The 14,569-nt window shown below is 37.6% G+C and carries 11 protein-coding genes; 8 read left to right on the forward strand and 3 right to left on the reverse strand.

Going from position 1 to position 14,569, the window contains the following annotated elements; translation table 11 throughout:
• Window positions 1-49 precede the first annotated feature (49 nt).
• Window positions 50-1,486, forward strand: a complete 1,437-nt coding sequence (locus CLV96_RS12220; protein WP_004787438.1) for a methyl-accepting chemotaxis protein — start codon at window positions 50-52, stop codon at window positions 1,484-1,486.
• Here the strand turns inward: CLV96_RS12220 and CLV96_RS12225 are convergent.
• Window positions 1,479-4,706 carry a SpoIIE family protein phosphatase gene (locus CLV96_RS12225; protein WP_134151975.1) on the reverse strand — a complete coding sequence of 1,076 codons (3,228 nt, stop codon included), beginning with the start codon at window positions 4,704-4,706 and terminating at the stop codon, window positions 1,479-1,481. The genes CLV96_RS12220 and CLV96_RS12225 overlap by 8 nt on opposite strands.
• Window positions 4,707-4,829: 123 nt before the next feature.
• A complete protein-coding gene (gene mpl36 / locus CLV96_RS12230; RefSeq protein ID WP_004787585.1) occupies window positions 4,830-5,714 on the reverse strand; it encodes an RlpA family plasminogen-binding lipoprotein MPL36 in 885 nt (294 codons plus the stop codon).
• Between the two features lie 108 nt (window positions 5,715-5,822).
• Here mpl36 and CLV96_RS12235 point away from each other — a divergent pair, with 108 nt between their 5' ends.
• The gene (locus CLV96_RS12235) at window positions 5,823-6,728 is read left to right on the forward strand and encodes a tetratricopeptide repeat protein (protein ID WP_004785054.1); all 906 of its coding nucleotides are present in this window, start codon (window positions 5,823-5,825) and stop codon (window positions 6,726-6,728) included.
• Window position 6,729: 1 nt separating this feature from the next.
• A complete protein-coding gene (locus CLV96_RS12240) occupies window positions 6,730-7,653 on the forward strand; it encodes a tetratricopeptide repeat protein (RefSeq protein WP_004786194.1) in 924 nt (307 codons plus the stop codon).
• A gap of 30 nt (window positions 7,654-7,683) precedes the next feature.
• Here CLV96_RS12240 and folP read toward each other — a convergent pair whose 3' ends face one another.
• Window positions 7,684-8,499, reverse strand: a complete 816-nt coding sequence (gene folP / locus CLV96_RS12245; RefSeq protein WP_004785204.1) for a dihydropteroate synthase — start codon at window positions 8,497-8,499, stop codon at window positions 7,684-7,686.
• A 94-nt stretch (window positions 8,500-8,593) separates the two neighbouring features.
• Here folP and CLV96_RS12250 point away from each other — a divergent pair, with 94 nt between their 5' ends.
• Genes CLV96_RS12250 through CLV96_RS12270 form a run of 5 tightly spaced genes read left to right on the forward strand, consistent with a single transcriptional unit; the run spans window position 8,594 to window position 14,506 of the window.
• Window positions 8,594-10,606, forward strand: a complete 2,013-nt coding sequence (locus tag CLV96_RS12250) for an OmpA family protein (protein ID WP_004784459.1) — start codon at window positions 8,594-8,596, stop codon at window positions 10,604-10,606.
• Window positions 10,607-10,608: 2 nt separating this feature from the next.
• A complete protein-coding gene (locus CLV96_RS12255; protein ID WP_004786612.1) occupies window positions 10,609-11,733 on the forward strand; it encodes a DUF1577 domain-containing protein in 1,125 nt (374 codons plus the stop codon).
• A 27-nt stretch (window positions 11,734-11,760) separates the two neighbouring features.
• On the forward strand, window positions 11,761-13,074 hold the full coding sequence (gene hisS / locus CLV96_RS12260) for a histidine--tRNA ligase (protein ID WP_004786304.1): 1,314 nt from the start codon (window positions 11,761-11,763) through the stop codon (window positions 13,072-13,074).
• The gene (locus CLV96_RS12265) at window positions 13,071-13,604 is read left to right on the forward strand and encodes a phosphatase PAP2 family protein (RefSeq protein WP_004785601.1); all 534 of its coding nucleotides are present in this window, start codon (window positions 13,071-13,073) and stop codon (window positions 13,602-13,604) included. The genes hisS and CLV96_RS12265 overlap by 4 nt, the downstream gene beginning before the upstream one ends.
• Complete coding sequence (locus CLV96_RS12270) at window positions 13,601-14,506, forward strand: lysophospholipid acyltransferase family protein (protein ID WP_004784362.1); 906 nt, start codon at window positions 13,601-13,603, stop codon at window positions 14,504-14,506. The genes CLV96_RS12265 and CLV96_RS12270 overlap by 4 nt, the downstream gene beginning before the upstream one ends.
• Window positions 14,507-14,569 lie beyond the last annotated feature (63 nt).

Genomic DNA, 14,569 nt, shown 5'->3' on the forward strand with positions numbered 1-14,569 from the left:
TCAGGAAAATAGTATATGGAAACGATACCGATAAAAAGATAAAAGTATTATGTTTCATTTTAGATCAAACGACTCTACAAGAGAGTTTTTAATACGGAATCGTAAATCGATCCGTGAACATATCATTCGTAACACTTCCATAGAGGAATCGAATGATTCTGAGATTGTAGATCTTTTAGAATTACAACGAAAATTACGAGGTTTAATTACTTCCTCTGCTGATGAAATTGCTGTTTCTATCCTCGGAACCTCAACCAACCTTAAGAATATTGAGCACCTACAGTCACAATTTGTAACAGGGCTTTCGCATTTTAGTGATATTTCTGCCAATCTAGCAAGTAGTGCGGAAGAATTAGATGCGGTGATTCATTCTGTTTCATTTCAAATTTCAGAAACGTTAAAAACTTTTGATGCCACGGGACAAAGAAATATTGAGTTAGTTAACAGTTTAGAAAAGACAACAAAAGAGATTGAAACGATCGCTAAACAATCATTATGGGTAAAAGTTGAAAACCAAAAAAATGAAGTAGAAATTCAACTTTTATATAACGATCTTCAGAAGATTAACGAAAATATCCAATTGGTTAAAGATATTTCGGATCGTACAAATCTTCTGGCACTCAATGCATCCATTGAAGCGGCTCGGGCTGGTGAAGAAGGGAGAGGTTTTTCTGTGGTAGCGGATGGGGTTTCGAAGTTGGCCGAAAATACAAAAGTAGCAGTCAAAACAATCCAAGAATCTGCTCAACATATTCGGTCTCGATTTTTGGAATTTCAAGAAAATTCAAAAACTAGAACTTCTGTTCTCATCGAAATCATCGAAAAAATCCAAGCCATTGAATCTTCCGTTCTCTCTAATAGAAAAGAATCAAAAACAAATTTAAGTGAAATTCAGATTTTGATTACTCAATTCCATGATTTGGAATTCAAACTTCGCGAAGTAGGGGTTGCTTCTCTGAACATTGCCAATGATTCTACAAGTATATCCAACCAGGTTCACGTACTTTCAGATCATAGTGTTCGAACAAAAACGGACTTTGACGCAATTTTTACTAAAATTGAAAATACTGTAAAACTGATTACGAATCAAAATTCGGTTTGGTTATTGGAATTCATTTTTCAAAGAAGATTAGATCATATCCATTGGGTGCAAGCAGTTGACCAAGCAATTGCAACTGGAAATGTAAATTTATTCCCGCAGTTAAACCATACCCTCTGTAAAATGGGTTTGTGGTACTACCAAAGCTCAGTATTGGATGCAAAACAAAAAGCAATACATGATCAGTTGGAAATACCCCATCGTGAGTTGCATTCTTGTGCTATCCATATCAAAGAAGCTATTGTTCAAAACGATGCGGCGAAGGTTAAACAAGAGAGATCCAAATTACAAGAAAACTTTATAGAACTCAGCAAAATATTCGATTCCTATATTCAGTATTTAGAAATCAAAACGATGGAGGATCAGGGACTAACCTCAATTAATTGAGGCTAGTCGCTTTTTCCAACAACTTTGAAAGTTTGAGGACGTTTTTATTTGTTGGGTCAATAGATTGAGCCCGAGTGACATAAGTAACGGCTCGATCAACATTCCCAAGCAATCGACTAACGTCAGCAAGGTTAATAAGGTTTTGGAAATTTTCCGGATCGTATTTTAATGCTTCTTGTGCAGCTTTTAGTGCACTTTCGTAATTTCCGAGTTTTTTCTCGGACATTGCTAAGTAGTACCAATACTCACCAGAACCTTCATTTTCTTTTAGGAATTCTGTAAGAACTTTTGCTGCAATATCGTATTCCTTTCCTTTGTAACTTACGAGACCTAAAAATTTATTTAGTTTTTGGTTGCTTGGATCACCAAGGAAGGCTTTTTTCATAACGGTAATGGCTCTTTCAATCTCACCGTTTTGGTAGAGAATTTTTCCTTCTTCAAATGCACCCGAAGTTGTGAGTGCCTCGTCCCAATCATCACCTGGCGTGTCAAAAAAGTCATCAACCGGCTGGTGGGAAAGATCATCTTTTTCTGGAGTATGAAGAACAGGAGTCTTTTCACTTTTGAAAACAACGCTGAGCATGGAGATATCATCTGTTACATCCCCTGCTTTTTTGACTAATTTTTCAACTTCATAGATATCACCATCTGCCTGTTCCACAAATCGCAGAACCATCGTTTCATCTTCGTTGATTGTCCTTACGTCTTCATCCGGAGTTAAGTCAATATCATCACGTCCATCTGAACCAAGGATTAATTGGTCACCAGGTAAAAGTTGGAATGTTTGTACTTCGAACGGATATTCAGAATCCAATCCAAGTTTACGAAGTTTCAATTCTTCCTCTATGAAACTTGCTTTTCCATCTCGATAAAGAATGCTGTAAGGGTGTTCTGCGTTAAAATACCAGATTTTTCCTGATTCATCATCAATCAACATGACAGTTGCAGAGATTACCATCGTTCCACTAAAGGATTTGAATACAGCATTTACCTCTTCATATACGTCGGTAAGCCATTCTTCGGGTGTTCGATTGAGGATTCGTTTGTTACCTGCGGACCGAGCCATGATGGAATTCATAACCACACCCATTACCAAGGAACCACCGGCACCTTGCATCGATTTTCCCATTGCATCACCGTTCATCACCATCGTATAACGATGGAAATCATCAGGTTTTCCTAATTTTAAGTTTCCTGTGATACAAATATCGCCACCGAGATCGCCGGTTTTATTGCGGAATTCGAAAGTTTTCTTTTGGTGAACAAAGAAGTCACAACGGATGTTGTCTGATTTATTTGCATTAAAAAATAATGGTTTTGCCAGTAGAGAAGTAAGGAAGTAGTCACCATCTTGTTGCACTTTCAATCGATGGATCTCATCCATTTTTTCTTGAAGTTCTTTTGTTCTTTCTTTTACTTTTTCTTCTAGATTCTCTGCGTAGTCTTGCAGTTCCCGTCTTGCATCTCGAATGGAAGACACCATCCCATTGAATGATTCAGCTAAATAACCAATCTCATCATTTACCTTGATCGGAACTTCTACTTCTAAATTTCCTTGGTTTACTTTTTCAACCCCAGCGAGTAGGGCATAAAGGGGGTTGACAAGTGCTGATCGAAAGAATAACGGGAATACGACTAATAAAACGAACATCACAATTGCAAGGATCACTAGTTCGAGTTTTGCTGATTTGTGCATGTAGGCACGATAGTCACGGTAGTTAAAACCAACTTCTCTGTTGATTTTATTTTTCGCATCATAAGTCATGTAAGCGATGTAATGCGAAACACCGTCCAAATCTTTTCTATAGTGTCTGGTTAAATCCGGTTTGAAATATCGGAAGAACTTCAACATTTCCACTCGGAGGTCCGCCCCTGATATTTCTTTACCGTCCCATTTACAATCGCTTACATGTTTGAGAATGGCATCACGGAAAGTGTCTACGTTTTTTACTTTTTCAACGTATTTGACGCCTTCTTCACAAAACTGATCAGGTAAAATGTCTGCGAGTTTATTCGTGTTGATGAAGGTTCTACGATTGAGTTTTTCAATTAATTTGGAAACTTCAGCTTTTAATTCGGCGCCTTCAGTATCAGGATTCTCTTCTAAAAATTGGACAATTGCATTTTTATAACCCTCAAAGTAATAAGGAGTTTTTGTTAAACTGGCTTTGAGAGTTTTTCTGTAATCAACTTCACTGATATTGACTACTTCATCATACAACGCCGTATTGTAAAGATCTGCCTGTACTAATGGCAAATCTAAATTAACAGATGAAGGTAAGTAAGCTTTTTTTAAACTTTGGCCTGAAGAATCAGATTCAATGACAAATAATATATCTTTGGAACGTTCTCCTCCTTCCGCTACACGGAGGGCCTTTTGGATTGCTGTATTATCAAAAGAGGTTTCTTTTTCCTGGTCAACTAAGTAACTGAAAGCCTGCATGATGAGTAGGATTGTCACAAATGAAATTCCTACAATTTTAACCATAAAGGTTGTTCTTTCGCTACTGTTGTTGATAAAGGAAATTGTAATGATAAAAAATGTGAAAGTAAAAAGTAATACGAGAGCTGTGAGATAAGTGGATCGTTCCATTGCACCATCCCGGCTCATAACATTTGTTATGTTTGGTACGACTGCTGCTATGAGTGCGGCAATCAACATAATGAAAAGGGTTCCCCGTTTTTCCTTTTTCACATGGAACAATCGATATCCCGGTAAAATTAAGAAGTTGATAAATGAATAAGCAGCGATGAATAAACTTAAAATCCTACTTGGCCCTTCGGAGTTAAAATCCCAGTGGTGAGCAGTGAAGTGGTATTTTCTTTCTCCTTGAGAAACGGTAACAAGAAACCACAAAACGACAACGATAGCAATCGCATACAGAACGAACTGAATGATGGTAGCTACTTTTTTATCTTCATTGTCTGGAAAACGGAAGAAGAACTGACCAAAATGAATGATTCCAAAGATAATGAATCCTCCGGTGATCCAACGGTGGTAGGAAGCAATAGGATGGTAGTAAAAAGCCCCTAATAAGTATCCGAATTGGAACAGGCATAAAAACAAACAAGCGAGCCCCATATGTTTGGTCGCAACCGTTCTGTCTTTTAAGGAGAAAAAGAATGTAGTCAAGACCGCAAGGAGGACAGTGACAATTAAACTACCGAATGTGTAATAATTTGTTAGTATGTGGTCAACGGATAATATGCTTTCACTCATAGGGTCTTCTAGTTGCTAATTTAATACGAAATCGTAACAGGCAGAAATGCGAAATCAATTCATTTTCCTACCGTCCCGAGCAAATCAGCCATCCAGCCATTTGCTCGGAGGGAAGGGTCAAAACTAACGATTGGCGATAAAACAATCAATCCCATCGTATTTTAATTTTGATTTGAGAGATTCTGCTTTCGCGCGGTCAGCAAAATCACCAACTTGAACGACAAACTTTCCATCTCGGGGAGTGACGAACACAGATTGGTTGTATTCAGATTTCATGTTTTCTTGGTATTTCAGGGCTCTTTCTTTTTCTTGAAACACCCCTACTTGCACAGTAAATCCTTTGCCAGCCGCAACTGGTTTCACTGCACCAGGTTTTACCGGAGTCAGTTTTTCTGGTTTTGCAGGAGCATCGTCAAGAAGGTCAGCATCATCTAAATCATCGGCGAGATCATCTTCCCCTTTTTTAAGAACTTTGATCCCAACTTTGGTAACCCCTTTGTCCTTAAATTCGAGGATCTCTGCTGTTTTTTCCGATACATCCACAATTCGTTCATCAACAAATGGACCGCGGTCATTGATCCGTACGACAGCTTCTTTGTTGTTTTCTAAGTTTTGGATTTTGACCACACTCCCAATGGGAAGTGTTCTATGCGCGCCTGTCATTTTCATGCGGTCAAAAGGTTCACCGCTTGCAGTAGGGCGACCTTGGAATTTTTGTCCATACCAAGAAGATAAACCCACTTCATCAAATTGTGTTGTTGGTTTTTTTGTTGGGATGGCCGCTACAACAGTTGGTGTTGTAGTTTTTGCATTGGAATCTAAATCGTCAATGATAGAACGAGCCACTGGGTCATCTGACTTGGTGTTACTTGCTGGTTTTGACTTCCCAGAACGTTCAAAAAAAATATCCTCCGGATCGCCGGAAGCACTATAATCTCTACGGGTGGCATCTGCTGAACTGCAGGATACTAGCCACAATACTATGGATAAAAGTATGAGTCTTTGCATAACTTTCCCCTTCCTCTGGACTCTTGTGTGTACCTTTCGGAAGGTTTTTCCATTCCCATGATAAAATTTCTCAGGGGAGATTCGTTTCTGAAACGATAATCGGTCTGTATGGCACAAGAAATCCAAGCTTTATTCAATGAGGCGGTCCGTTTGGAACGAAACGGGGAATGGGACCGTGCCGAATCACAATACAAACTTCTTCTCGAAAAAGATCCTAATTATCATTTGGCATTGCAGAATTTGGGAGTGGTTTATGCAAAACAAGGAAAACATGCAGATGCCATCCCTTTGTTTTCTAGAGCTTATAAACTCCATGCAAATGTTAAAAACTGTTATAACTTGGCAGTTTCACTTTATAAACATGAAGAAACAGAAAAGGCGATAAGTTTTCTCAAACAAACTTTAACCTTTGAAAAAAAATTTATTTCTGCGCATCTATTACTCGCTCAGGCCTATCAGAAATTAGGTAATGATGAGAAAACCGAAGTATATCTAAATAATGTAATTAAAATCGAACCAAACCATAAATCAGCTTTAGGAGGGCTTGCGATGTTTTATTACGAAAGGAATCGTTTTCCGGAAAGTTTAAAGATGATCGAACGTTATTTGATTTTGTATCCGGGAAATGCTCAATTAAAAATCATCCAATCAGAAATTCTCGCGAAACAGGGAAATTATAAAGCATCTGCCACTTTGCTTTCCGCAATGGTGAAAGAGGATGTGGGATTTACAAATTTTAATGAAAGTTTACAAGCTGCCTGGAAAGAAGAAGATGAAGTGGTCCACGAAAGTTTGGTTCGAATCCAATCCAAAGCAAAGCTGAAGTTAAAGGAATTTCAAACAAAACTGGAACTTTCTAAAGAGAACCCAGAAGAGTTCTCTCCTCCTGATGCACAGGAAGCATTGGATTTGAGTTTATTGTATCTTTTCAATGGAAACCCTGAAAAAGCGATGCAATATTTAGTATTTGCACAAAAGATGAAGGAAAAGACAGAACCAGATAGGTTACCTTAGATTGAGATTCCGCATTTTTAACATTCTACTCCTTTGCCTTACTTTGATTTTATTGAGTTGTCGTTATCCCATAGCAAAACAAGATGAATTAGAATCTGATACTTTGTTTTTGGAGGTTCCAGGTTCTCTTGCCACGGATTGCAATGCAGAAGGAATCCAATTGTCAAAAACCATTCAGTTGGACCAAGCGGAAGTTGTCTGGGACAAATGCATCCAAACCAACCCGAATGAAGTTGTTGTACATTTGAATCGACTTCGCTTTTATTTTTTGTTGGATGAATATGAAACTCTGAAACAAAAAATTGCTAAAGAAGCCCCATCACGCTCGTCAGTAACGTATACTAATATTTTAAAAGAATTGGACCTTCGTTTACGAACAGATGAACGAGTGGTTTTATTGGATGCACTTTCTCGAGTGAAAGGTTGGGAATTGTATTCCTATGAAGAGTTAGCAAATTACTATTTGCAAACGGGTAACTATTCTTATGCGGAAGGGTATTTTAATCAAATTTTGGAAGTAGTTCCATTTCATGAGAACGCCTTGTATGGAATGGCTGACATTCAAGTACAGAAAAATAACTGGTATAGTCTGCTCGATTATGCAAAGTCATTGGAAGTTGCTGCCAAAAAAAACAAAGAATTTCATTTTTATTTTGTAAAGGCCAATTACGAATTAGGGCGATATGATGAGGCACTGAAATGGGCGGAATCAGCATCAACTAGTGAAAAAACTCAAATAAGTTTTTTAGAAGTTTGGCGTGATACCTTGTCCGTATTAAAAGACAATCCCAAATGGGACAACCTCTTACCTTACTATCGTAAGGCAGTTGAAAAGGGATATTCCGTTCCTGAACCAGTTTTTTTCCCAACTCTTTCTAAAGAGGGGAAAGATATCAGAAAGGCCGTTCGTTCAGGTAGAAGTTAAAAATCATACCAATCTTGGATCGTAGAGAATTTACTCCTTTCCTTGGCATAAATTCCAAATTTTTTCTGCTTGTCTCAACTTGAGTACGTTATGCGTTCGAATGAAAGGGATTTTATTTTTTAACAAGTGAAGTTCGCAGGCTAAAGTTGCAAATTCTCTTTCTGTTGTCGGTAAATTTCCAAGTACGTTACCTAAAAATGATTTTCTTGATACACCTAACATGAGTTGGGGGAATTCCAATTTTAGAATTTCCAATTCTTGTAAAACTCGAAAAGAAACCAATGGATCTTCACTAAGAAAAAACCCCATCCCAGGATCGTAAAGTAGAGCTGAATCTGGAATTCCCATTGCGAGAAGTTCAGAACGACGATCCCTAAAAAAAACTTGGATCTTCTTAATTACAATTTCTGGGTTTAAATCTGATTTAAATTTCGCAATATTTTTGTTATGCGAATGCATGATGATGAATATGAGTTTTGGGTATTTTTGGATATATGAATTGAGAAAACTACGATCACCGTCGTAGGTAAATCCAGTGATATCATTAAGACAACGTACTCCGGCTTCAATTCCCTTCCTTTGCACTTCTGGACGAAAACTGTCTAGACTGATTCGAACACCTTTAGGAACAAAATGTCGGATGACAGGTTCCACTCGTTTCCACTCTTCATCTTCAGAGACTAAATTCGCATTGATGTTAGATGATTGACCTGATACATCCAGCCAATCTGCCCCTTCTTGTAGGAGTTTAGTTCCTTGGTTGATTGCATCATCAGGGTTTAGAAATTTACCCCCGTCGCTGAATGAGTCTGTTGTAATGTTTAAGATTCCGAAGATTTCGGCCATGAATGAAAAGGATTATCGGTAAACTCACCCCTAAAAGCCTTATTTTTCCCTTGGCAGAAATTTCCATTTGGTCGATACATAGGAGAGACGGCAGATGAAAAAATTCCTTATTTCTTTAATCATTTCGGCACTCCCAATCCTGGCCCAACCTTTACCGAAAGTGAAGGACGTAAGGTTTTATCAGCCACTCAATACCCAGAATGTAGAGTACAACCCGATCATTTCTCCTACCGGAAGGTACCTTGTTTTCCAATCCAACCGCCCCGGTGGTGAGGGAGGGATGGACATTTGGATTTCGGAGAATTTAAGTTTTCCGGATCGGATGAAATTACCGGTTTGGTCTCCTCCCAAAAATTTTCGCGAACTCAACACAACGAATTTTGAAGGGATGTTTTCGATCCTTTTCGATGAAGAAGAAAAACCTTACGAACTTTATTTTACCTCTGTTCGGGATAAAACTCAGGTAGATCCAAAAAAAAATCGGGAAGGGTATGATGGTTTAAATATTTATTATACTAAAATTAATCCAAGGACTGGTCTCTGGTCGATTCCGATTCATGTCAGCGAAATCAATTCTCATTTTGAAGATAAGATGCCTGCTATTTCACCTGATGGTTGTTCTATGGTCTTTTCTTCCAATCGACCTGGAGGGATAGGAGGTTTTGACCTTTGGATTTCCAAACGAGAAGCCACCACTCAAACAAAGGATATTAATCCAGATAAACCAAAAATCAAATGTAGAGATGGAGTTTGGCAAAAACCAATTTCTATCGGTAGGTCGATCAATACAAAGGATGATGAAATTAGTCCCAACTTTCATTGGGATGGCTTGAGGTTGTATTTTAGTTCTAATCGAGATGATAAAAATCGTAAGTTTAGTTTTTATTATAGTGAATACAATGAATCTCAAAATAGTTTTGAATCTCCGATTTTATTAGGATCTCCGTTTAACACCAAAGGACAGTTGTCAGGTGAATCCACAGGATTTCCATTTGATACACCTGCTGATTATTCCACCTACAGTCTTTGGGAAGAAAGTGATAACGAAGGAATTTCAGTTACTTTTGATGATTTATGGTTTTATTTTTCTTCGAACCGTCCAGGCGGAGAAGGCCAATTTGACATCTATCGAACAATGGTTCCTGAAGACCTACGTCGCACTTATGAATTTTTATTTCGTGGTCTTGTTTTGGATGGTTCTGAAGCGATTATGATCGGACTAGATTCCACATTGAAAATCTATGATGATACAAGACCCATTCAAGTGATTACTTCCAAACGAATTGGGGGAGATCTTTCACTTGCTGATGCAGAAAATTTTAGAACGACAATCAAAACTGGGAAACTCTATCGAGTGGAAGTTTCTTCTCCTGGATTCCATCCGACAGAACTGCTGTTGGATTTAAGGGGAAATGTAGGAAAGGACAAAGAACAATATTCTCAGATCATTTTACAACCCATACGCCCTACGAAAGACGAACGACCAGATAAAACCATCCAAGGAATTCGATTTGTGGTAAAAGACAAAAGAACTGACTTGGTCATTCCCAATTCGATTTGTTATTACTTCGATGACCTCACTCGAAAAGGAAAATCTTTAGAATCAAAAGATAGCCGTTTTGAATTAGAGAAATCTCCTACTATGGATTTTGAGATTTTGGTGAGAGCAAAAGGATTTAAAGAAGAAACTTTTTTATTTGCGAAAGATAAAATTCTATCTATGGAAGGGAAAGAAACGGTCCTTTACCTTAGAAATTTAAATGACTTTGACAGTTTGTACAATACAATTATTTATTTCCCGTTCAACGAACGAACATTGAGTGATGAAGATAAGAAAAAATTGGATCTTTTTGCTGACTTCCTCATCCAACATAAGAATGAAAAAGTTGAAATTGGTGGACATACTGATAATATTGGGAATAAGGAATACAATATCAGTTTGAGTGAAGATAGAGCTCTTTCTGTATATCAGTATTTGAGATTGAAAGGTGTTCCGAAGGAGCGAATGAAGGTCCAAGCATACCATTATTCACAGCCAATCTCAGAAAACGAAACGGAAGAAGGACGTTCACGAAATAGGCGTGTGAATTTCAAAAAAATAGACTAGTTATGATCAACCGTATAAAAATTCATTTCGACCAAGATAGAGAATACCTCCCGTTAGAGGCGGTGCAAACTTTACCTGAATTTTTCAAACAAATGATGGGTGGAAATGGATTGTTTCTAAAAGGATACGATACTCCCATCCGAGTCCGGTTCAAAGGAGAACGTCCTGATGGGGCGCATATTTGGGAATTGGAGACAATCCCAGAACTAATTGAAACGATTTTTACCGTACAAGCAACACCGAGTTTTCATGTTGAAGTAGATTACGAACTGATCAACCAAAAGGATAATCTCCTTCTTGGAAAAATAATCGATCGTAGACAAACTTATGCAACAAGACAAGATCCTAGAAATGAAAAGGTTCGAGGAAATGTTGTTGCATCAAACTTTTTAGTTGCAAAAACAAATATCGATTTTTCGAAACTAACTGGAGTTAGTTCTCAGGTGATTCTTTCGGATATCCAACGAACGGTTCTAAAGAATTATCCACAGTCAAAAGTTGTCTTTCTTTCTGTATCAATTCACAGTGATGAAATTGATTTGATGAAGGAACATAAAAAGCCAATTTTTATTTTGGATACGGAAACGTTCGAATCATATCCATCTCCAGATGTATTTGATCCTAAAAAAACATTTGAAGATGAGTTTTTGTTGGATGACAAAGTCCAAGAATACAAAAAGAAAAAAATTGGATCTTTTATCTATTATCCTCTATTTATACAAATGAAAGATATGCATTTTTTCGCATATCTTTCCCTTGAAACAGAAAGACCAGGAATTCCTGGTGAAGTTTTGGATTTGTTTAAAGAGGTTGAACGTACGTTTCAAGAAAGAATCATGGACTCAAATACCCATATTCTTGATGTCAAACAAAACGTACTCAACGTTTCCAGAGGTGGAGTTGCCCTGGAAGTTAATGATATGGAAATTATCAAAGCACTGAAAGTGAAACCAACATTTACCCTGGATATCAATTTCAAATTGCAGGCACCCATTCGAATGGCATTAGAGTTACGCCATTTAGAAGAGGTGAATGATTTTTATCGATTGGGTGGAAGGATCACAGGTGTCAGCGGAGATAAAAAAGCCAAAGAGATTTACCATAGTCTCATTGATTTTTTTGGCTAAACTTCGCAGGTTCAATAGGGGCCAAAATTGAAAGAACAAAAACTAACAACAGAAAACTATAAAGGCACTCGGGATTTTTATCCAGAAGATATGCGCCTTCGAAACTATCTATTTTCGGTGATGAAAGATGTCGCCAGATCCTACGGTTATGAAGAATATGATGGCCCCATGGTGGAATCCTTGGATTTGTATAGAGCCAAAACCGGGGAAGAAATCGTCGGAAAACAAATTTATAATTTTATCGATAAAGGAGATCGTGAGGTTGCGATCCGTCCTGAAATGACACCAACTGTCGCCAGGATGGTGGCAAAAAAGCTCAGGGACCTCCCTCGTCCTATTCGTTGGTTTTCCATTCCTAACCTTTGGCGATACGAACAACCAGGCCACGGTCGTCTCCGAGAACATTGGCAATTGAATGTTGATATGTTTGGTGTGACAAGTCAAAGAGCCGAATTGGAAATTTTATCCCTAGCATGTGATATACTTTTTGCGTTTGGTGCCAAAAGAAATAGTTTTAAGGTTACAATTTCTCATAGATCGCTCCTCGACGAATTTTTGTTAGATGGTTTGAAGGTAAGTCCAAACCAAGCTCATGAAGTTTCGAAAATTTTAGATAAAAAAAATAAAATTACAGAAGCAGAATACATTGCTCTTGTTTCGAAAACCATTCCGAATGATCCAACAGCTGTTTCAAAGATAAACCTGTTTCTTGCTGCCACTACCGAAACGCTGGGCCAAATTCCCGGAATCAAGGAAGAAACAAGAAACACGATTCAAACTTTATTTGTAGATTTAAAAACTATTGGATTAGATGATATTGTATATTTCGATCCTTCGGTGGTGCGAGGATTTGATTATTACACAGGTTTTATTTTTGAAATTTTTGATACCTCTCCACAAAACAAACGTTCACTATATGGTGGGGGAAGGTATGATAATTTGATTGGTTTATTCTCTAATGAAGAACTGTCGGGAATTGGTTTTGGTTTGGGTGATGTAACTCTACAGAATTTTTTAACTGCTCATGATTTGTTACCAATTTTTGCGAATGATTCTACTGTTTACATTCCTCTTTTGGACGAATCTTCTTTTGCAGAAAATCATAACTTTGCACGTGAACTTCGAAAAGAAAAGATTGCTGTCGAAGTTTCTTTACTTTCTCAAAAAATGGGAAAACAACTTTCCTATGCAGAAAAAAAAGGATACCGTTGGATTTTACTTCGAGGCGAAGACGAAATCAAAGCAGATACTGTAACTTTAAAAGATATGGCAACAAGGAACCAATGGACTTCCTCTTTTTCTGAAGCGCTTCAAAAGATAAAAGAAGAGCTTTCTAAATGAATTTAATCTCTACGATTGATTTAAAGTTTTCAACTTGGATCCAAAAAAATCTCCACCATCCACGTATGAGTTGGGTATTGTCTCGCATCAATCGAGGGGAAATGTTTGCTCTTGTTTTGTTACCACTTATGTTTTTAAGTGAACTTTACAAACCTGTTTATATTAGTTTGCCCTTTGTTTTGGTATTTACTTATTTAACTGATCGTTTGGTTTTGGTTCTAAAAAAATACTTCGCTAGAAAACGTCCCCTAGTCAGTGTTATGGGAAAAGTTGATTCCAATCCGGATATGAAACACTCCTTTCCTTCGGCGCACAGCGCAAATTCGATTGTTGTATCGACAATTTTAGTTTTTGCCTTTCATGAAACTCCATATTTCTTTTTCTTCAGTTTGTTTGCAGGTGTGGGTAGACTTTTAACCTTACATCATTTTGTGAGTGATATTCTGGGAGGATGGATCATTGGTTTTGGAATTGGACTCATAGCGGTTCTAGTTCATTATTACTTTTGGCCTTATTGTGTAACATTATGAAACAGATAGGATACTTTATTTCGTTTTTAATCGTATACTTGTTTTATTTTCCATTTAAGATTCTTCCTTATCAATGGTGTTTGTCCTATGGGATCTTTTTAACTAAACTAATTTACCCTTTTGATAAAAAACATAGAAAGGTTGCTGCTGATAACATTCGTTTTGCATTTCCGAGTTATACTGAAGAACAAATTTTTAACTTGGTGAAGGCTCACTATCGTCATTTGGGAATCCTGCTCGCTCATACACTTTGGGCACCACGAATGACAAGGGAGTGGTTAGACAAAAACTTAGTTGTTGATTCTGAAAGTTTACAAATTGAAGAAGAAACTAAAAAACAAGGAGTCGGAGTGATTTTGATTTCTGGTCACTTTGGTACTTGGGAAATTTTAGTTCAATTTTTAGGAATTCGCATGAAGGGTGGGGGAATCTACAAAAAAGTAAGAAATCCTTTTGTAGATCAGTTACTCCGTAGGATGCGATCCAAAAATGGTGTTGTCCTTGTTCCCGTACAAGAGTCTACACAAGTTATCAAACTTCTCAAACAAGGATATTGGATTGGATTTGGTGCTGACCAAAATGCTGGTAAGGCGGGGATCTTTGTTCCTTTTATGAATAGGTTAGCATCAACTTTTGTCGGCCCGGCCCTTATGGCATACTTAACTGGTGCTAAAATGTTATATTATTCTGTGTTAGCTGGCCCAGATGGGAAGGTGATTGTTCGCGTTAAGGATTTAGGTTTTGTTGATAAAAAACTTTACCCTTCCAAGGACGATGTGATTCGGCATTATACAGAACTTTGGACAAAAACTTTGGAAGAGGAAGTGAAGTTGTTTCCGGAGCAGTACTTTTGGGTCCACCGTCGTTGGAGAACTCAACCGCAAGTCACCGGAAACAATTAGAGGTAGAAAGATTAGAAATCTAAAAGTAAAAGTCTAATCTTTTATGCCAATTTCAATCCTTGG

The organism is Leptospira meyeri (assembly GCF_004368965.1).
GTDB classification, from domain to species: domain Bacteria; phylum Spirochaetota; class Leptospiria; order Leptospirales; family Leptospiraceae; genus Leptospira_A; species Leptospira_A meyeri.